19 protein-coding genes and 1 other annotated feature are annotated in these 19826 nt (G+C 59.7%); of the genes, 8 read left to right on the top strand and 11 right to left on the bottom strand.

The window, feature by feature from the left end; all coding sequences use genetic code 11:
• Nucleotides 1–4: 4 nt before the first annotated feature.
• The 7 genes from hemN to yddG form a co-directional block, all read right to left on the bottom strand.
• Entirely contained in the window at nucleotides 5–1456 is a 1452-nt protein-coding gene (hemN, locus tag HWE01_RS09665) for an oxygen-independent coproporphyrinogen III oxidase (protein ID WP_241821693.1), read from the bottom strand.
• Between the two features lie 243 nt (nucleotides 1457–1699).
• On the bottom strand, nucleotides 1700–3235 hold the full coding sequence (locus HWE01_RS09660; RefSeq protein WP_081486088.1) for a histidine-type phosphatase: 1536 nt from the start codon (nucleotides 3233–3235) through the stop codon (nucleotides 1700–1702).
• A gap of 49 nt (nucleotides 3236–3284) precedes the next feature.
• Entirely contained in the window at nucleotides 3285–5399 is a 2115-nt protein-coding gene (locus HWE01_RS09655) for a TonB-dependent siderophore receptor (protein WP_241821691.1), read from the bottom strand.
• A 153-nt stretch (nucleotides 5400–5552) separates the two neighbouring features.
• Nucleotides 5553–5966, bottom strand: a complete 414-nt coding sequence (locus tag HWE01_RS09650) for an ExbD/TolR family protein (protein ID WP_008330563.1) — start codon at nucleotides 5964–5966, stop codon at nucleotides 5553–5555.
• Entirely contained in the window at nucleotides 5966–6700 is a 735-nt protein-coding gene (locus tag HWE01_RS09645; RefSeq protein ID WP_008330565.1) for a MotA/TolQ/ExbB proton channel family protein, read from the bottom strand. The genes HWE01_RS09650 and HWE01_RS09645 overlap by 1 nt, the downstream gene beginning before the upstream one ends.
• 22 nt (nucleotides 6701–6722) lie before the next feature.
• Nucleotides 6723–7505 (bottom strand): energy transducer TonB, encoded by a 783-nt coding sequence (locus HWE01_RS09640; RefSeq protein WP_241821690.1) that lies wholly within the window; start codon nucleotides 7503–7505, stop codon nucleotides 6723–6725.
• A gap of 165 nt (nucleotides 7506–7670) precedes the next feature.
• A complete protein-coding gene (gene yddG, locus HWE01_RS09635; protein ID WP_241821689.1) occupies nucleotides 7671–8564 on the bottom strand; it encodes an aromatic amino acid DMT transporter YddG in 894 nt (297 codons plus the stop codon).
• Nucleotides 8565–8756: 192 nt separating this feature from the next.
• Here yddG and HWE01_RS09630 point away from each other — a divergent pair, with 192 nt between their 5' ends.
• Both HWE01_RS09630 and HWE01_RS09625 read left to right on the top strand, forming a co-directional pair.
• Nucleotides 8757–9413, top strand: a complete 657-nt coding sequence (locus HWE01_RS09630; protein ID WP_175343606.1) for a 7-cyano-7-deazaguanine/7-aminomethyl-7-deazaguanine transporter — start codon at nucleotides 8757–8759, stop codon at nucleotides 9411–9413.
• Nucleotides 9414–9509: 96 nt separating this feature from the next.
• Entirely contained in the window at nucleotides 9510–10667 is a 1158-nt protein-coding gene (locus HWE01_RS09625) for an MFS transporter (protein ID WP_241821688.1), read from the top strand.
• An 82-nt stretch (nucleotides 10668–10749) separates the two neighbouring features.
• On the opposite strand, the gene argE is transcribed toward HWE01_RS09625, so the two are convergent.
• Nucleotides 10750–11952 (bottom strand): acetylornithine deacetylase, encoded by a 1203-nt coding sequence (gene argE, locus HWE01_RS09620; protein ID WP_008330592.1) that lies wholly within the window; start codon nucleotides 11950–11952, stop codon nucleotides 10750–10752.
• Between the two features lie 521 nt (nucleotides 11953–12473).
• On the opposite strand from argE, the gene HWE01_RS09615 reads away from it, so the two are divergent.
• On the top strand, nucleotides 12474–12929 hold the full coding sequence (locus HWE01_RS09615) for a response regulator (protein WP_241821686.1): 456 nt from the start codon (nucleotides 12474–12476) through the stop codon (nucleotides 12927–12929).
• Between the two features lie 82 nt (nucleotides 12930–13011).
• On the opposite strand, the gene HWE01_RS09610 is transcribed toward HWE01_RS09615, so the two are convergent.
• Complete coding sequence (locus tag HWE01_RS09610; protein WP_008330598.1) at nucleotides 13012–13254, bottom strand: hypothetical protein; 243 nt, start codon at nucleotides 13252–13254, stop codon at nucleotides 13012–13014.
• Between the two features lie 141 nt (nucleotides 13255–13395).
• On the opposite strand from HWE01_RS09610, the gene HWE01_RS09605 reads away from it, so the two are divergent.
• Nucleotides 13396–13578 (top strand): type II toxin-antitoxin system HicA family toxin, encoded by a 183-nt coding sequence (locus tag HWE01_RS09605; protein WP_008330601.1) that lies wholly within the window; start codon nucleotides 13396–13398, stop codon nucleotides 13576–13578.
• A 17-nt stretch (nucleotides 13579–13595) separates the two neighbouring features.
• Nucleotides 13596–13847, top strand: a complete 252-nt coding sequence (locus HWE01_RS09600) for a type II toxin-antitoxin system HicB family antitoxin (protein ID WP_008330607.1) — start codon at nucleotides 13596–13598, stop codon at nucleotides 13845–13847.
• Between the two features lie 99 nt (nucleotides 13848–13946).
• Here the strand turns inward: HWE01_RS09600 and HWE01_RS09595 are convergent, their stop codons facing one another.
• Complete coding sequence (locus HWE01_RS09595; RefSeq protein ID WP_008330613.1) at nucleotides 13947–14570, bottom strand: LysE family translocator; 624 nt, start codon at nucleotides 14568–14570, stop codon at nucleotides 13947–13949.
• Nucleotides 14570–15025 (bottom strand): Lrp/AsnC family transcriptional regulator, encoded by a 456-nt coding sequence (locus tag HWE01_RS09590; protein WP_241821685.1) that lies wholly within the window; start codon nucleotides 15023–15025, stop codon nucleotides 14570–14572. Before HWE01_RS09590 ends, HWE01_RS09595 begins: the two co-directional genes overlap by 1 nt.
• Before the next feature lie 413 nt (nucleotides 15026–15438).
• Between HWE01_RS09590 and HWE01_RS09585 the strand changes: the two genes are divergently transcribed.
• The 3 genes from HWE01_RS09585 (at nucleotide 15439) to HWE01_RS09575 (ending at nucleotide 19495) form a co-directional block, all read left to right on the top strand.
• Complete coding sequence (locus tag HWE01_RS09585) at nucleotides 15439–16845, top strand: lipopolysaccharide biosynthesis protein (RefSeq protein WP_241821683.1); 1407 nt, start codon at nucleotides 15439–15441, stop codon at nucleotides 16843–16845.
• Nucleotides 16846–16860: 15 nt separating this feature from the next.
• Complete coding sequence (locus HWE01_RS09580) at nucleotides 16861–18126, top strand: hypothetical protein (protein ID WP_241821681.1); 1266 nt, start codon at nucleotides 16861–16863, stop codon at nucleotides 18124–18126.
• 137 nt (nucleotides 18127–18263) lie between these two features.
• Nucleotides 18264–19495, top strand: a protein-coding gene (locus tag HWE01_RS09575; RefSeq protein ID WP_502798431.1) for an IS3 family transposase whose coding sequence is annotated in 2 segments (ribosomal slippage) — nucleotides 18264–18546 and nucleotides 18546–19495 — 1233 coding nt in all. Because the reading frame shifts where the segments join, the coding sequence is not laid out codon by codon here.
• Nucleotides 18545–18661 (top strand) — a sequence feature (AL1L pseudoknot). Its footprint overlaps the gene before it by 117 nt.
• Nucleotides 19496–19826: the final 331 nt, after the last annotated feature.

Genomic DNA, 19826 nt, shown 5'->3' with positions numbered 1-19826 from the left:
CCGCTCAGACGGTCTGCGAATAGCGCTGCGGTGCGTCCTTGTCTTGGCTCGCAGCCTTCTCGCGATCCTGGGTCAGGTAACGATCGAACACCATGCAGATGTTGCGGATGAGCAGGCGCCCCTTGGGCTCGACGGTGATCCATTCAGGTTCGATCTTGATGAGGCCGTCTTGCTCCAGCAGCTTGAGCTTTGCCATCTCGGGTGCGAAGTATTCGCGGAAGACGATGGGATAGGCGATCTCCAGCGAGTTGATCGACAGTTCGAAATTGCACATCAGTCGCTGGATGATGAGCCGGCGCAGCACGTCATCCATGCCCAGCTGGATCCCGCGTGCAATGGGCAAGGTGGAGTTTTCCAGACGGGCGTAATAGCCGTCCAGGGTCTTTTCGTTCTGGCTGTAGCTGCCGCCCACGGCGCTGATGGCCGAGACGCCGCAGGCCACCAGATCGGTCTCCGAATGGGTGGAATAGCCCTGGAAGTTCCGATGCAGGCGGCCCTGCTGCTGGGCGATGGCGAGATCGTCGGTGGGCTTGGCGAAGTGATCCATGCCGATGTAGACGTAACCCGCACCGGTCAGCTGGCGGATGCACAGCGAGAGCATGTCCAGCTTGCTGTCGGCGCTGGGCAGGTCTTCTTCCCTGATCTGGCGCTGGGTCTTGAACAGCGCCGGCATGTGCGCATAGTTGTAGACGGCGATGCGGTCGGGGCTGGCGGCGATGACCTTGGCCAGGGTGCGCGACATGGACATCACGTTCTGCTTGGGCAGTCCGTAGATCAGGTCGATGCTGACCGAGCGGAAGCCGGCATCACGCGCGGCGGCGATGATCTGCAGGGTCTGCTCCTCGGACTGCACGCGGTTGACGGCCAGTTGCACCTCCGGATCGAAGTCCTGGACGCCCAGGCTGATGCGGTTGAATCCCTGCTGGCGCAGCTTGTGGACACGCTCCACCGAGACCGTGCGCGGATCGATTTCGATCGAATATTCGCCGACGTGATCCGGTGCCAGCGTGAAACTGTGGCGGATGTGGTCCATCAGGTCAGACATCTGCTCGTCCGACAGATAGGTCGGCGTACCGCCACCGAAGTGTAGCTGCTCCACCTGGTTCATGCCGGAGAACAGCGAGCCCTGCATGCTGATCTCGCGCTTGAGATAGCTCAGATAGAGTGCAGCCTTGGCGCGGTTCTTGGTGACGATCTTGTTGCAGGCACAGTAGTAACAGATGGTGTCGCAGAACGGAATGTGCAGATACAGCGACAGTGCCCGCCAGGCGCTCATGTTGCGGCGGTCGGAGACCGCGTGCAGGTAGTCGGTGACGTCAAAGTCGCTGGAAAAGCGGTCTGCCGTCGGATAGGAGGTGTAACGCGGGCCACGCTGGTCCATTTTGCGCAGGACGGCCTTGTTCATGCCGGCGAGACTGGCGGAAGGATGCAGGGTGGACGGATGGGCGACTTGCATGCGATGCTCCTGGCCGGCTGCCGCGCCGGACTGACGCGGCGCGCACATGCGCTGGGCCGCGAGCCCACCGGGCGAGCTGGTATTGACTGGAGCTTGCAGAATAGACAGATCCTTGCAGGATCGCATTGATGTGCATCAAAGGGGCGGGCCTGTTGACCGGTGGATATCAGTTACGCCAGGGCTCAAGCAGTACAGCCGCATACCGGCGCCCGTTGGCTCAACCGTGCCACCAGCCTGAGCACCTCAGTGCTGAGCGCCTGCGCGGGCCTGTCCATAACAGGCCCGCAACGCGTGATAGTCGTAGTAGTGGCTGCGGGGCGCGATTCTGGCCTGATCACAGGACGACTTGAAATCCATCTCCCCCTCGTTGTACAGCAGTCGCACCAAGGTACGTCCGGCGGCATTGGCAAACATGTCCCATTGCAGGTTGGCAGCCATCGGCGCAATCTGCGCGCCACGCCAGCCATTGCGAGCCGGCGCATAGGGTTCACGCGCGTCAACCTGCTGCGCCGCACCGGGCAGGCCCAGCAACGTGGCCAGCGGTATGACGATCTCGGCATGGGCAAAGCGCAGCTTGGCCAGATGCTGGCGCTGACCACGGTCGATGGCGTCGGCCTCATCAAAGAAATCCTGCAGCAGGATGCGTCCCATGCGCGAAGTCACATCGCCCTGCTCTACCATTGCCGGCCCTTTGCTGTAGAAATCTTCAGCATCTTCGATTTCCGCGAAGACCTGCGCCGCCATCGGAGGCATGATGTTGTCGAAAACCTTCACATTGCTGCCAGCCCGCTCCAGTTCAGTACGCATCCCGGCACTGATGGCATAGAGGTCATACAACGCCCTGGCTGCCTGCACGCCGCTGGCGATGACGCTGCGGCCGTCGCCGGTCAGGGTATTGGTATGACGCCCATCCGCGCTGGTAAAGCTGAGCGTGCCGCTGTTGCTGAAACGATAGCTGCCCTGCTCCAGGCGCGTCAGGAAGTCTGCTCTGAACAGCCGCGACAGGACCGCATCGGCGGCGTCCTGCAAGCGCGGATCCTGGCCGATGCGCGCCAGTTGCGCCTGCAGCGCTGCCCCATGCAGATAGGCCTGGTAGGCGCGGCTATCCTTCCAGGTCTGCAGGCGCAGCGTGGTCGTCTGTGTCGGGGGATTCTTGGGCAAACGATGGAAATACAGCAGATAGGTATCCTTGGAAGGCCCCTCCACATGACCGCGCAAGCCCGGACGGGCGGCCAGCAACGACTGCGTAAAAGCCTCTGCACTATCCACCGCGCGATCCTTGCCCGAACTGACCACGACGACCTCGCGTGCACCTGAGCTGGCCTGGTCGAACAGGCCGGGCAGACGTTGCACCATCCGTCGTGCCAGCTCGATGTGCTCTTGCAGCCCGGCCAGGGTCTCGTTGCCATAGCCGGGCTCGCTGATTCCGGGCACACCCGCCCCCAGCAGAAAATTGGCCCGCAGCATGGCCTGCAAGGCCGGTCCCAGCGTCTGGCCCAGCGGGGTCAGTGCGTGCTCCTGCTCGGCCTGCTGCCACAGGCGATAGAGGGCCAGATCGGATTTCATCCCGGTCAGGCCACGAGAACCATGGCGCGCCAGCAACTGGGTGAACACCGGTGCATAGCCGGCAGGCACCGGTTCCAGGCTGGAGAGCGGCTGGCGCGGGGCATAAGGTGTCTTGGTCTGGCGATCGTCACGATCAGCGGCCTGCGCCAGGCTGGCGGCCAGCAACAGGCCGATCAGCCAGGCACAGGCCCTGGCAGTTTTATGGAAGTTCATGCCACCGATCATGCGATATCAGCCTTTCCGGGTCGGGAACCCCTCACGCTCAGAAGTCGGCGCGCACGTTCAGGTTCAGGGTACGCGGCGCCCCCACGTTCAGGTAGGTTTCCTGATAGTAGGTCCAGTACTTGCGATTGGCCAGATTGGTGATGTTGGCGCTCCAGGTGGTCATGTGGCCACCGATACGGGTGCGATAGTTCAGACCTGCATCGAACAGGCTGTAGGGAGAGAGCATGTTGGTATTGGCCGAATCCAGCGCCATGGTACCCACATACTGCGCGCCGGCATGCAGTGACAGGCCTGCCAGGGTCGGCACCCGGTAGCTTAGCTGCGCACCGGCCTGCACATCTGCCGCGCCGACGGCGCGCTTGCCATTGACCGCTGCTGCCGCATGGGTGACTTCGGAGCCCATCACCATCACGCTGCCATCCAGGCTCAGGTCCCGGGTGAGCTGTAGCGACGCATTGACTTCCACCCCGCGATAGATGCTCTGACCATCGGCCACATAGACGTTGGCGCTGTTGATGTACTGCGAGCCACGCTCGATGCGGAACAGCGCCAGGCTGCCGTTCCAGGCGTCGTGCTCGGTCTTGACGCCCACTTCTGCCTGCTTGCTCTTGATGGGAGCGAAGGTCTGGTTGGCATTGACCGTCGTAGTGGGCGCCGAGGCGCTTTGCTCCAGGGCCTCGGCATAGCTGACGTAGACCGTCGTATCGGCACGCGGCTTGAACATCACGGCGGCCGTCGGGCTCAGCGGGCTGGCAGTGAAGCGTGCACTGGTGGCGTTGGCGGTGGTGTAGGCGGTATCAATGTAATTGGTGTAACGCAGGCCGGCCAGCAACGACCAGCGCTCATCGAACTTCATCGTGTCGCTGGCGAAGAGCGCGGTCTGCGTGGTCCTTTCATCACGATAGGTACCGCCGCTGTAGTTGACGCTATCGGCCGAGTAGATCGTCGGCGCATACAGGTTGCCGGTGCCGATGTAGGGCTTGGGCGTGGTCACGGAAGAAGTGGAAAGCAGGTTCTGGGCCATCGCACCGAACACGACTTCATGCTGCAGGAAGCCGGTGCTCACCTTGCCCTGCACCATGGCCTGTGCTTCGTTGAATTCGTAGCCATGGTATTCGGATGTGAGGCGGTCGCGATAGTTGCCGCTATTGCTGGTGATGTAGTACTGATCCTTCTTGTAGACTCGCACCGATTCGGAATGACGCACGGCGACGGTGGCCTTCCAGTCATCCGAGAGACGATAGTCGGCACTCAGCGTCACCAGGCGGTAATCCACATTGGTGTAGGAGCCATTGCTGTAGAGGCGCGTGCTGCCATCCAGCGCCGATGGGATCTTGAAGCCGCTGACGATGACATCGGTACCACCGGTGGTGATGCGCCGCTGGTAGAGGGCATCGAGCCTGACGGTCAGGTCGCTGCTCAGCCGTGCATCGAAGGAGGCACCGATGGATTGGCGGTTGATGCTGCCGTGATCGGCCTCGGTATCGCCGCTCTCGTTGACCAGGTTGATGCGGTAGCCCAAGCGCTGGTCCTCGCCCAGACGACCTCCGGCGTCGACGTGTTCCTTCCACGTCCCGCCACTGGCATAGCCGAGATCGGTAGCGAGAAAAGCGTCATCGGTCGGACGCTTGGTGACGTAGTTGACGATGCCCCCCGGCGAGCCAAACCCGTACATGAAACCGGACAAGCCCTTGAGCACCTCCACCTGCTCGAACATCTCCAGCGGCATCTCGGTGCCCCGATTGATGTTGGCCAGGCCATCGATCTTGTAGCCGTTCAGGTCGTCCAGGCGCAGCCCGCGTATCGCAATGGTGGCCGGGTGAGTGCCGTTGACCGGACTGCTGTTGCTGACGCTGGCGTCGTACTTCAGCACTTCGGCCAGCGAAGTGGCCTGGCGGTCTTCGATCTCGTCGCTCGTGACGGCGCGCGTGGAGAACGGCGTCTCCAGTTCGGAACGCTCGCCGAGGGCTCCTCCGCTGACCTGCTCGGCCAGCTTCTTCTTGTCGGCGCTGTCGGTCACGGTGATCTGGGGCAGCACGCTGTCATCGGCCTGTGCCAGCAGCGGACCGCTACTGCCCAGCAGCAGACCGGCGCCCAACAAGGCGCGCCGCATGGTGGAAGGACGGGGGGTAGCAATACGTCTGGAAATCATCTTGAACTCGCAGTGGATGGAAGTGAGGAATTTGGCCTTGCTTTTTTATGGTCTGATTCCGGGCATGCCCGATCAGCCTTTGGTATCGGTTGAATCTGATCTGTCTGTCTGCCTGTCTGCCTGTCTGCCTGTCTGCCTGGCTGCCTGGCTACCTTATGGCCGCGGATCGGTCACGAAGCCGATCTTGGCCAGCCCGCCAGCCTGTGCCATGGCCATCACCTGCGCCACCTTTTCATAAGGCGTGGTGCGGGCCGCGCGCAGATGCAGTTCCGGTGGCTGCGACCGGGCCGCCGCGGCGCCGATGCGGGCCTTCAGTTGCGCCATGTCGACCGGTTCGTCATTCCAGAAGGTCTTGCCCTGGGCATCGATGGCCAGGTTGATGCTGTCCGGCTTGAGCGTATCGGGCTGGGCTGTGGCACGCGGCAGGTCGATTTTTACCGCGTTGTTCATGACCGGAACGGTGATGATGAAGATGATCAGCAGCACCAGCATCACATCCACCAGCGGGGTGGTGTTGATCTCGGGGTTGAAGTCGTCGTCCGATTCGGACAGGGATCCCATGCCCATCACGCTGCTCCCTGGACGCGCAGGTGCATCGTATGGGACTGTTGCGGCCCGGCACCGGAGGCATCGGCGCGAGCGCCAGTGACGAACAGCGCATGCAGTTCGAATCCGAACTTGTTCAGGCGCGCGATGATGCTCTTGTTGCCACGCAGGAGCGCGTTGTAGCCGAAGGTGGCGGGAATGGCGACGGCCAGGCCCAACGCCGTCATGATCAGGGCCTCGCCCACCGGGCCGGCCACCTTGTCGATGCTGGCCTGGCCGCTGCTGCCGATGGAGACCAGGGCGTGATAAATGCCCCAGACCGTTCCGAACAAGCCCACGAAAGGGGCCGTCGAGCCGACCGAGGCGAGGACGGCCATGCCCGACTGCAAACTGGCCGAGGCCTCATCGATGGCCTGGCGCAACGACAGTGTGACCCATTCGCTGACCGGCAGACGATCCTGCAACTGGCCCTGATGGATCGTGTGATGATCCACCGCCCCTTGCCCGGCACTGGCGAGCGCGACGAAGGGATTGTCCCGCCCCAGGCAAGAGACGCCGGCAGCGACGTTGTCAGCCTGCCAGAAGGCGTGACCGGCGGCCTGTGCCGGGGCGCGATAGCGCAACAACTGCAGGGCCTTGGTCAGAATGACGTACCACGAGGCCATCGACATCATCGTCAGCAGAATCGCCACCGCCTTGGTGACGACATCGCCTTGCGACCACAAGGCCGTGAGGCCGTAGGGACTTGCATCCATTGTTGATTCCTTTCTGGCTGGATTACTGCGTCAATTGAAATTTGATCGGCACGACGACATAGGCAGACTGTGCCCGGCCCTGCTCTACATAAGGCTGAAAGCGGGCCTGCGCGACCGCCACGCGTGCTGCCTGGTCGAGGCTGGCGATGCCCGAGGATTTTTCCAATGCAATCTGTTCCACGCTGCCCTGGGCATTGATCAACACGCGCAGCAGCACTTCACCTTCGTCGCCACGACGACGGGCAGCGGCGGGATAAACCGGTTGCGGGGCGGTGAGGTATTGCACGCCGCTGGTGATGACGGGCGGACTGGATGGGCGGGACACTGCCGCTACCGGTGCAGCGGCAGCGCTCGCGGCGGCAGGCGCAGACGAGGATGATGCAGAAGCGGCTGGCGCAGTCACGGCGGCCACGGGAGGCGCCAAGGTCGGCGCTGCGCTCACGGGAACGGATACGGGCATGGCTGCCTGGTGGGCGCGCGGCGTTGGCGCGGGCCGCACGTGCACGGTGCGTACCGGCGGTGCGGGCGCCGGTAGCGCAGAAGGACGGACTGGCTGGGGTGCAGGCTCGAAGAGCGCCAGCATCACGGTGCTCGGTACCGGTGGTGTAATGGCGGGGGGTGACAGCGGACGCATCTGCAGCGCCAGCCACAGCACACCAAGATGCGCTGCGATCACCAGCAGCGCCGGCCGGACCGTCCGCCACCGGTCCGCTGCTGGCCAGGCGCGCCAAGCCGGTGAAGCAGCCGCTGCCACGGCCATGCCGGCAGCGGTGCGCTGAGGAAAATGAGGGAGAGATGACAACATGACTCGCGCCGCAGGGTACGGCGTTGCTTTGAAAAAAGCAGGAGTCTAGGCAGTCATGATGACCTTGCCGTTACGCTTGTGTGACAACGGCGTCAGGAAGGGCGTCGCCGATGTAAAACTTTGTAAGCCACCCCCTCCCCAACGGAGCTTCCCGCGCGACGAACGTCAAGGGTCCCGGCGTCCCGCCGTCGCCCGCCAGCACAGGATCGACCCGGCACACACCAGCGCGGCCCCCACCCAGAAAGAGGGCGGCAAGGGGGCTCGCAGCAGCAGCGCCGACAGCGCCGATGAAAACACCGGAATGAAATACGAGGCCCCCGCCAGCACCGTCACGTTGCCATGCAGAATGCCGATGTTCCAGGCTGCATAGCCCAGCCCCATGGCAGCCGAGGCCAGCACCAGATAGACCGCTGCGGGGATACTGAAGGATAGTTCATCGACATGCCCACCCAGCAAGACCTTCACCCACAAGGCCAGTGCCACCAGCATGAAGAAAGGAGTCACGCCGTTCTTGCCCCCGGCGATGCGCGTGGTGACGGTACAGTAGGCGGCCCAGATGAGGGCGCCGATGAAAGCCAGGCCATAGCTCAGCGGATTGTCCTGGATGTTGATGAGCATGCCGGGCAGATCCAGCCCCTGGTCGCCGCCCAGCACCCAGCAGATCCCCAGCATGGACAGGATGAACCCGGGCACCACCAGCAGCGTGGCGCGCTGCCCGCCGAACAGGATGGCCGCCACCAGCGTAAAGGTCGGCCACAGGTAGTTGACCATGCCGACCTCGATGGCCTGGCGGCCATCATGCGCATAACCGATGGAAAGCGACAGGCACAGCTCATAGGCCACGAACAGCACACTGCCCCACGCCAGATACCGGCGCGGAAAGCTCGACAGCCGCGGGAAACCCACCGACACCATCAGGATCAGCGACGCCACCGTATAGATCGCCGCCGCGCCGCCGGTGGCGCCGAGATGTTCGCTCACGCCCCGGATCAGGCCCACGATGGCGCTCCACAGGACCACGGCGCTCAGTCCGATCAGGGTTGCCTTCTTGCTGTTCATTGCACCTGCCCAAAAGCGCAAGAGTGTACCTCATGGGCCACGCTGCCTGTCCTGCAGCGGCGGGCGAGCCAAGCCCCGCCCCCGCTGCCGTGATAGAATCCTGCCCCTTCTGTCCGCGCTTGAGTGGCCGTCGCCCACCTGGCCGGACGTGTTCCATGGGTTCCCTCGCCCCCATTCATCAAAAAGGTTCATATGACGACTCTCGACCTGCGCCGCCACGCTGCGCTGCTGACCTGGCTATCTCTGTTCCACCTGGTGGTGATCACCTCCAGCAATTACCTGGTGCAACTGCCGGTTTCCATTTTCGGCCTGCATACCACCTGGGGCGCCTTCAGTTTTCCCTTCATATTCCTGGCGACCGATCTGACGGTGCGATTCTTCGGCGCCCCGCTGGCCCGCCGCATCATCTTTGCCGTGATGCTGCCGGCGCTGTTCATTTCCTATGGCATCTCGGCGCTGTTCTACATGGGGCAGTGGCAGGGCTTCGGCGCGCTGGCGCATTTCAACCTCTTCGTGGCGCGCATCGCGGCGGCCAGCTTCACGGCCTATGTACTGGGACAAGTGCTGGACGTACAGGTCTTCAACCGCCTGCGCGCCTCGCGCCACTGGTGGCTGGCGCCGTCGGTATCGATGATCTTCGGTAACGCCAGCGATACCATCGCCTTTTTCTCCATCGCCTTCTGGCGTAGCAGCGATCCCTTCATGGCCACGCACTGGGTGGAAATCGCGCTGGTCGACTACGGCTTCAAAATCGCCATCAGCCTGCTGTTCTTCCTGCCGGCCTATGGCGCCCTGATGTCGTTCCTGAAGAGCTGGTTCGCCCGCCCTCTGGCCGCCGATCCGGCCTAAGGCCTGCAGCGATTTCCATCCGGCGGTAAACTTGCGGCTTTTGCGCGCTCTGCCCGGGCGCGCCCTCCTCCTCTCCACTCTCCACCTGGACTGCGCATGAACTGGCCCCTGTTTGCCCTTGCCGTTGCCGCCTTTGGTATCGGTACCACTGAATTCGTCATCATGGGCTTGCTGCCCGACGTCGCGCGCGATCTGGGGGTGAGCGCACCGGCCGCCGGCATGCTGGTCTCGGGCTATGCCCTGGGCGTGGCCGCTGGCGCCCCCATCCTCGCCATCCTCACCGCCAGATGGCCGCGCAAGCAGGCGCTGGTGGGGCTGATGTGCCTCTTCATCCTGGGCAACGTGCTGTGCGCGGTAGCGCCCAATTACGTCTTCCTGATGGTGGCGCGGGTGGTCACTGCCTTCTGCCATGCGGCCTTCTTCGGCATCGGCTCGGTGGTAGCCGCAGAACTGGTCGCGCCGCACAAGCGCGCCCAGGCGGTGGCACTGATGTTCACCGGCCTGACGGTGGCCAACATCCTTGGCGTACCGCTGGGTACGGCCTTCGGCCATGCGGCGGGCTGGCGCTCCACCTTCGGCGTGGTGACCGGGATCGGGGTGCTGGCCGCCATCATGCTGTGGACCATGCTGCCCAGGAAGATCCCCATGCAGGCCGGCAATATCTTCCAGGAGTTCCGCTCCATCATCGATACCCGCGTACAGCTCTCGCTGCTGACCTCCACGCTGGCCTCGATCAGCATGTTCAGCGTGATCACCTATATCGCCTACATCCTGCTGGATGTGACCGGTTTCACCACCCAGCAAGAGAGCTGGGTGCTGCTGCTTTTCGGTGCCGGCATCACCGTGGGCGGACTGGTCGGTGGCAAGCTGGCGGACTGGAAACTCATGCCGGTGATGTGCGGCGTGTTCCTCTGCATCGCCGTGGTACTGGGACTGTTCTCCTTCACCAGCCACTACAAGTGGCCGACGCTGGTCACCATGTTTGCCTGGGGCGCCTTCGCCTTCGCGGTGGTACCGGGCGCGCAGATCCGCGTCCTCGATACCGCGCGTGGCGCGCCCAACCTGGCCTCCACCCTCAACCAGGGCGCCTTCAATCTGGGCAACGCCACCGGCGCCTGGGTCGGCGGCGTGGCGATCTCGGCGGGACTGCCCCTGACCGATTTACCTTTGATCGGCTCGGTCTTCGCCCTGCTGGGGCTGCTGACGGTGGCCTTCTCGGCCTCGCTGGACAAGCGCGTGCGCGCCCCGGCCTGATCAACCACGACGCCAGCAAGAAGGCGCTTGTCCCTCGCGGGAAAAGCGCCTTTTCTTCATTGCGGCGACGACAGCGGCGCCGTCAAGCCGCCGTCAGATGTGCCGAAGCGATGAAGTTGTCGAAGAAACCTTCACATCTGGCCAATTGCTCCAGCGTGACGAACTCATTAGGCTTGTGGGCATGGACGATGTCGCCCGGTCCGCAGATCACGGCCGGCATGCCGGCCTGGCCGAACAGGCCGCCTTCGGTACCGAACCCGACCTTGCGTGCACGTTCGCTGCCCAGGATGCGCAACGCCGAGCTCACCAGCGGATCATCGGGTGGCGTGCTCATGCCGGGATAGGCCGTGAGGGTCTCGAATTCGATGCGTCCTTGCGCGCCCTCGATCTGCATCTGCGGCAGCAGTTCCTGCTCGGCATAGCGCCTGACTTCCTCGAACACCTCCGCCGGATCGATACCAGGCAGGAAGCGATGCTCGAAGACGAACTCGGCCTTGTCCGGAATGATGTTGGGCGCATTGCCGCCGTTGGAAAGCGTGGTGACGATGGAAGAGTACGGTACGTCGAAGTCGTAATCCTGCGCCTCCGAATTGCGTACGCGCAGGGCGATCTCGCGGATCTTCAGCTGCATCATGGCGGCATAGTCGATGCTGTTGATGCCCAGGTGCGGGCAGGAGGAATGGGCTGCATGACCATGCACCGAGCAGCGATAGGATCGCTTGCCCTTGTGCGCGATGACGGGCTGCATCATGGTGGGCTCACCGATGATGACGCCGGTGGGCCGGATGTCGTTCTGCTGCAGATCGGCCAGCAGCTCGCGTACCCCGAGGCAGCCGACCTCTTCATCGTAGGAGAAAGAGAAGTGCAACGGCGTGTGCAGCCTGTCCTGGGCGATGGCGGGCAGGCGCGCCAGGCAGACCGCGATGAAACCCTTCATGTCGCAAGCACCGCGACCGAACAGTTTGCCATCGGCCACGCGCGCCACGAAGGGATCGGAATCCCAGTTCTGGCCGGTGACCGGCACCACATCGGTGTGGCCGGAGAAGACTGTTCCGTAGTGTCCGGGACCAGCGTCGCCCAGGGTAGCGAAGAGGTTGGCCTTGCGCCGTTGCGCATCGTAGGTCAGACGGGTGGTGGCGCCGTGGCGCTCCAGGGTGTCGCGCACCCATTCGATGAGGCCGAGGTTGGATTCGCGGCTGATGGTGTTGAAGCCGATGAGGGTCTTGAGGATATCCAGCGTCGCCTGGGTCGGGGCCGCAGCGGCTGATGTCAGTGGTGCATTCATGATGATGGTTTGCCTGTTCAAATCCGGAACGCCGGGCCATCGGACAGGAGGACAGATGGCGTGGGGGTTCCCTCAGAAGTGCAGCAAGCGGCGTGCCACGGCCTGCCCCTGCTGGCATGGCGGCCAGCCGAGGCAGACGGCGCGGCTGCAGATCCCTGCGCCTGGTTCCCTGCCGTCTCATCGGACGGGATCGGCATTGATCCGGGGGATCGCTACCCTGCACGTGAAGGACTTAGCTTACACCGCAATACATGGCGTGGTTGGAGAGATGAAGGATTTTCACGGCTGGGGGCGGGGATGCGCGCTGGCGAGCTTGCCCTGTCATGGCCCATCGAACAGGCCGGACGGCCTGCTCGACCGCGAAGCAGGGCCGTATCAGGAAAATCCTGCTAGGCGCTTTTGCGCATTTTTGTCAGACTGCTGCTGAAGTTTTGTGCCGGGAGAGGCGCCCGCAGAGGCCAGCATGGATTCCCGCAGCACAGGAATGGTGATCAGGGTCACTACAAGAGAAGGACAAGACCATGAAGCCGCCGATCATATTGATGATTGAGTCGAACGGCGAAGCAGTGGAGCTGGCGCGTTTTGCGCTCTGGCGCCAGAATTTTCACTGTGTATTGCAGTGGTATGACGAAGCAGACGCTGCCATCGAGCGACTGTTGCCACGCCGCCAGGAAGGTCAGGTGCAGTTACCGGGCATGATTTTTCTCGATCCGGGCATGATGGAGAACAATGGCCTGGACTTCATCGAGGCCATGAGGGCGGGCCGCAACACGCGCGCGGTACCGATCGTGGTGTTTCCTGACAGTGATTACCCGCCGGAGATGCCGGCGCTGCTGGAAGCCGGTGCTGTGGAATATCTGCTCAAACCCGAGACGGCCCAGCAATACATGGATGTGGTAGTTGACCGCGCGCGGCGCTGGAGCAAGCGACGGCGCCGACGCGATTCGGCTGCGGTGAAGGCTGACGGGGATGTCTAGCGGCCAGACAAGAACGCCGCGATCCTCGCAGGTCGCGGCGTTTTTTCTTGTGCCCGCACGCATGCCGGGGGAAAGTTGACGCTTATTTCTTCACGCGCGTGCTGATGTGGCCATCGAACTCACGCTGCGCTGCTTCCAGCCTCTTGAGGGCTTCCTGCCAGGGGTGGTAGTCGGCTTCCGTGAGCCAGGAACCGTCAGGATTCTGTTTCCACTGTTCCAGCTTGGCGGTCATTTTTTCATATTCTTCCAACTGGGCGACCAGTAGCGATTCCATTTGCGTCTTCAACTCTTCAGCGCGGGTGATCCAGGGATCCTGTTCTGACATGGGCAGCTCTCTTTCGTCATGAATGAAGGTGCGGGAATGTTAACACGACCGCCAGCGTGTAATGAGCCACTAAAAAACCAGCACTAACTCTGCATCAAGGTCCAAGTTATGTATTCGTGTTTACAATCCAGAATGCACTGCATGGACAGCGCAACCCTCATCAAACTACTCAAGGCCGACAGCTGGGCTCTGGTGCATACGGTCGGCTCGCACCACCAGTTCAAGCACCCGAGCAAGCCCGGCAAGGTGACGGCACCACATCCCAAGAAGGATCTGCCGCTGCCCGCGCAGAACAGCATTCTCAAGCAAGTCGGCCTGAAGTGAGGCCAACAGGAGAACTCATGCTCTACCCCCTCTACGTCCACAAGGATGCCGAAAGCGCCTACGGCGCGGCCTTTCCGGATTTTCCCGGTTGCTTTGCTGGCGCGGACAAACTGCAGGACCTGCCTGCCGCTGCGCAGGAGACCGTGGAAGCCCACTTCCATGGCGAGACCGAGCCCATTCCGCATCCGAGCGTTCCCGAGCACTGGGCCGGCGATAAGCAATTCCAAGGCGCCTACTGGTGGCCGAGCTCCATGGGAAAAACGATGTAGCTGAGAAGCTTTTGATCGCTTCTAGCGGCATGTCTCTAAAACTGGTTGCGGCGGCGCGATTTGCCCGTTATCTACCCTTTAGAATCAAATAGCCACCTATCAAATCACCAGGTGCAGAAGCGATCCGAACGCGTAAAGTGCGAAACCGATCAAGATCAAACCGGAGAGTCGCGATACCCATGTCGTGAAGCTTTCCGGTAACCGCTGCCGCATCATCGCCACGCCACCGCTCAGGAAAAACCACCACAGAATCGATCCCAGGAACACGCCCGCTACGACAAGCGTTGCATTGAGCCCGCCGGCAGCCTCGGCCAATCCGAGACCTGCAAACATCGCCGCGAAAGAAAGAATGGTCGCCGGATTGCTGATCGTCAGAAGAAAAGTCGCCGCCACTGTCCCGAGCAAATCGCGCGTACCAAGCTGCGCCGCCGCCCGCTTGGGTCCGGGCGTCAGATTTTTCCAGCCGAGCCAAAGCATGAACAGGCCGCCAATCAACTTGAGAGGCACATCGATCATTGCCAATACGGCGGCAAAAGCGGAAAAACCAATCGCCGCCAGACCCGCATAAAAAGCATCCGCAGCCGCCGTTCCCAACCCTCCAGCCACGCCGGACCAAAAACCACGTTCGAGGGTGCGAGTAATGCACAAAGCACCGATTGGCCCCAGCGGGGCCGCTACCGCCAGACCGAGAAGCAGGCCTTTTCCCAGCAGCAGAATCTCCATCAGACCATTCCTTCCTTCAAAATAAAGGGACCATCCACTACAGACGACAAGGCGATAATCGTCTCGGAACGGGCGAGATAGCCATGCTTTTTCATGTCCGCCAGAAAGTCCTCAATCCCTGCTAGCGACCGCGTATGGATTTTGATGAGATAAGACCATGGGCCGGTTACGTGATGACACTCCGCGATAGCAACATGTGCGGCCGCATAACTGCGGAACGCAGCCTCATCGGCTTGAGGCGCAAGGGCAATCCAGACAAAGGCAAGAATCGGCAAATCCAGCAAATGCGGATCTGCATCAACAGTCGTGCGGCGGATCGCGCCGCTTGCGGTTAGACGGCGAATACGTTCATTGACGGCCGATGTAGACAGCCCCACCGCGCTACTAACATCTGCCAGAGAGCGCCGTGCGTCTTTCGCCAGAAATCCGATTATTTTGCGGTCAATATCATCCATAACCACATTATTTATTGTTTAAGTATATTTTTCAATAAAATTTTCTTAACGAGGCGTGATTCGCGTGACTGCGATCATAGAGATGAGAAGAGCCTCAAGGCTAGCCCTACGGTGCATGCCGCGTGGACGCACTGCTCAAGAACTCGAAGACTCCGGAAAAGGAAAAACTTGAACTGGCGTTGTTGGCCGCTTGAGGAGATTGGGCTCGAAGCAACACTGGCGTAGCTGAATGCCGTAGCCACTGAGTTATAACTAAGCAGCTTTGATCTGAGGCATAAGGTGGCCACCGCCCGAAAAGCAAAAAACCGCTATCGGCCAAGGCTGATAACGGTTTTCTGAGATTTGGTTGCGGGGGCAGGATTTGTCCGTTATCTACCTTTCAGGATAAGTTAACGCAAGACTAACTTCGGCACATGAGGCAGCACGGCGCTCGTTTCCTCGCGGAAATTCTGAGTGGCTGGGAAAAATGCACTAAAATTCTTTACATTATTGCTTTCTTAAACGAGATAAAAATTAATATCCGACGTATTACGCCAGAGCAACAAGTCTTCTTGCGCAATGCCGCCTTCAATTATGGCGGCATCATTTGGCGAGCAGCCCTTAGTATTTTGCTAGTTCCCGTCTATGTGCGGCATCTCCCCTCCGAACAGTGGGGGGTAGTTGCCTTCTGTATGGCCCTTCAAAGTTTTCTTACGCTGGTCGACGCGGGACTAGCCCAAATCCTTCCGAGAGATATTGCACGCGCTGGCGCCTCAGCAAACTTATGCGCGAACACATTCGCGAAATTTTCTCGAATGTATTTTTTCTTAGCTTGCTTAGTATTTGGCCTCGGCCAAATTTCTATTCCGTGGCTTACGTCCAGCTGGCTAAAATTGGATGGCATCGCGCCATCGGACCTAGCATTTACACTGCGGCTGGCTTTCGTATTGTTTTTCTTTCAGTTTTGGAACACAGTTCACCTAGGCTACTGGAACGGGATGCAGCAACAGCACCGCTCCAATATCAGCCAAGTCGTTTTTGCGACCCTTAAGCATGGCGGCGCATTGCTGATGGTGCTCCTCTGGTCGCCCAGTGCTGATTCTTATTTGATCGCTTTCTCATCCGGTGCGGCTATTGAATGGTTATGCAACCGCAGGCTAATCGCGAACCACCTACCCCATCCCCCTTACAAGCCAACCTTCTCTGAACTATATGCGACCGCGCGCTCCACTGTGACGCTTTCTCTCGGAGTGCTATTAGGCATTTTGGTCTCTCAGCTGGACAAATTACTATTGCCAGGGATTGTGTCAATTGACAATTATGGTCGATATGCGGCCGTAGCCGGGCTTGGCTTGGCCTTCCTTCAGTTCCAATCTCCTGTCGTCAGTGCGCTATATCCTCGTCTTGCCAAGGAACTGCCGGTCGGCGCAACGAAATCTCTACATACGCTGGTTCTCGCGCTCATAGCAACCAATATATTGCCCTGTCTAATAGCTGCAGCTACCGCGAGCTGGTTGCTTCGCCTCTGGATTCACTCTCCCATCATCGTTAGTATCGGCACCCTACCGCTGCAACTGATTCTTCTTTCGATTGCAGTAAATTCCGCCTATCAGATTTTTTATCAGCAAATTCTCGTTTTTGGAGATGGGCGCTACGTAATGTGCATCAATGCATGCAACGTCATCGTTGTTGCTGTATTCATTGCTTTCACGGCCCCTCATCTAGGTATCGTCGCTGGGGGCGCTGGCTGGCTGCTTGGCGCTTGCGTGCAACTGACAGCAGGACTGATCTGGGTTTTCTTCCGCAAGCCGAGAATGATAAAGACCAAAAGCGTCAGTTAACTTCTTAAAACACGAATGCCCTTCCCTAAACGAACATCAGATCAGATCTTTTGGTCCGGCACAGTCTTGTATCTTGTTCTCGGCATGACTGTTGGAATATTCACCCAACTCCACTTCACTGAGGCACTTCATCTAGGTATTGCGGTGACAGATGTTTCAGCACTCGCTCATTCGTTAAGTGAAGTCTATGACCTGAATACATTTCTATACATCAAGCGCTATGATCTCGGCGGATTGATGCTGCTATATGCCCCTGGCTATCGTATAAGCCCTTCATTTTATCCAACAATTAACGTCCTTCTGTTCAGTGGTTCAGCGCTTATATACAAGCGATTAATTGTTGATCGGCTTTCCGATGGAGGCAGCCTTAAAATAGCTATGCTAGGCCTCCTCGGTAATCCTTTCTTTCTACTGAATATGGCGGGCCCGAATAAGGAACTTCCCCTCCTGCTGCTGACATTGCTGTTGGCATTTAATCTGACGAACAAAGGTAAGGGTTGGTTCTGGCAATGCATCCTGATAGCAGGCCTCGCAGCCTTTTTCCGGGATGGGTACGGCATATTGCTGATGGTCTTCGTATTCGTGTATTACGTCGCCCACATCCCGAGATGGCGGCTTCCGATACACGCGAGAGTAATTTCTATATGCTTGGCGATCTCTGCAGGTGCGGCTGTGTTCTCGCACCCGTTAGGCGAGTGGCTACCATTTGTGCGACGAAATCTGAGCGTGGCCGGCGTTCTTCCTCATGGCGCAGCCGCCGGCGAAGCTGACATCGCCACCACATGGCTTGATATCGTAATGGTCTTTGTGCAATGGGGACGACACCTCGTGTTGAACGCCACCAGTCTCGCATTGTTCCCAATGCTTTCCCAGCAGAACGGCTCCCTCTATTGGATCGGTGTCGGCTACACCATTTTCGGGTGTCTCAATTTGGTGGCGTGCATCTGTGCCATCTTCACCCTCGCTTCGACGGTAAAGGCCAATGAGGACGTCGCCCAACAACTTGACGCTTTGGTACTGGCAAGGATTCTCTCTCTCATATGGCTAGGCTTGTTTGTACTGATGTCGGCTTCAGCCTATGTTCAACCACGTTATCAAATGACGATCTTGCCCATCGGCCTAGCGGTAGTTGCACTGCACACGCGCCATGTCCGTCGTGCGATTCTATGGATTCCGATTTTGCTTGTTCTTGGGTTTCTCGCATCACGCTATGCGCATGGAACCCTACCTCCACCGGTCCCATTTGATTTTTTCCCAGTAAATCCGTACATACCCAGATGATGATGGGTCTTTCTTCCTGTGAAAGAATGATCACGCGTGTAGAAGCAGAAATACGGTTTGAATATAACGGCAACCTTGGCCGAGAGATGAACCGCCCCGGATTTTGAGGAGGCTCTAACTCTTGAGAGAATAGAGCCATGAACAAGAAATCAAGCAAGTTTTCCCCTGAGGTACGAGAGCGTGCGGTGCGCTTGGTGCGTGAGCAGCGGGATGAGCATTCCTCCACGTGGTCTGCAGTCCAATCGATTGCGCCGATGATCGGCTGTACGCCTCAGACGCTGCTGGACTGGGTCAAACGCGCCGAGGTCGATAGCGGCGAGCGGGATGGCGTCAGCACGGCCGAGCGTGAGCGTATCAAGGCACTGGAGCGCGAGGTCAGGGAATTGCGCCGTGCCAACGAGATTCTCAAGACCGCGAGCGCTTTTTTCGCGCAGGCGGAGCTCGACCGCAAACTGAAGTCGTAAATACATATATCGATCGCTATCGGGATATCCACGGGGTCGAGCCGATCTGCAAGGTATTGCAGGTTGCCCCGTCAGCATATCGGCTTTATGCAGCGAGGCAGCGCAATCCTCAATTGTGCTGTGCTCGTAGCAAGCGTGATGCGGTACTGCGAGTTGAAATCAGCCGGGTGTGGCACGCCAACATGCGTGTGTACGGTGCTGACAAGGTGTGGCGACAGCTCAATCGTGAGGGCGTATCCATCGCACGTTGTACGGTAGAGCGGTTGATGCGCCAGCAAGGGCTTCAGGGAGCCCGGCGTGGTAAGCAACTTCGCACCACGCGTTCTGATCGCAAGGCAGCCTGCCCGTTGGACCGGGTCAATCGTCAGTTCAAGGCTGATCGTCCCAACCAGCTTTGGGTATCCGACTTTACCTACGTATCGACCTGGCAAGGCTGGCTGTATGTGGCCTTCGTCATCGACGTGTTTGCCCGTCGCATCGTTGGCTGGCGTGTCAGCAACAGCATGACGACGGACTTCGTGCTGGATGCGCTGGAGCAGGCGCTCTATGCTCGCCAGCCTGAAGGTAACGGTCGCCTGATCCATCATTCCGACAGGGGATCGCAATACGTCGGGATTCGCTACAGTGAACGCTTGGCCGAGGCAGGCATTGCGCCATCGGTTGGCAGCCGTGGCGACAGCTACGATAACGCCTTGGCCGAAACCATCAATGGCTTGTACAAAGCTGAATTGATTCATCGCCGTGGCCCCTGGAAAACCAGGGAATCCGTCGAACTGGCCACGCTCGAATGGGTGGCTTGGTTCAATCATCATCGACTGCTTGAATCCATCGGCTATATCCCTCCGGCAGAAGCTGAGGCAAACTACTACAGCCGGTTCGCCAGCAATACTGCGGTGTCGGCATAACTTAAACCAAATAGCCTCCGCGAATCTCGGGGCGGTTCAGTGCCGCTAAGCTGCGTCGGCTTGGACGAAATGTCAGGTCTCAGGCTACACATCTTCCAGATGCCGGCCCACAAACTCCTTGCTTAGTAACGAAGTTGTTGTTGCAAGCAGTCAGCGCCAGCGCCGAGAGCATCGCTACCACACATTTCTCCATAGTGCCTCCAAGAAAGCGGAAAAGTTGACGATCCACCAATAATACTAGCTCAACATTAATGAGAAAATCAGTGATCACCTTGGTGCAACAACATCAAATGTCGCAATTTCACTACCAACACACAATAGGATGTGCTGA

The organism is Herbaspirillum sp. C7C8, assembly GCF_022627875.1.
Lineage (GTDB): Bacteria > Pseudomonadota > Gammaproteobacteria > Burkholderiales > Burkholderiaceae_D > Herbaspirillum.
Note: the sequence above shows the minus strand (reverse complement) of the source record. Positions and strands in the feature narration are given on the sequence as shown.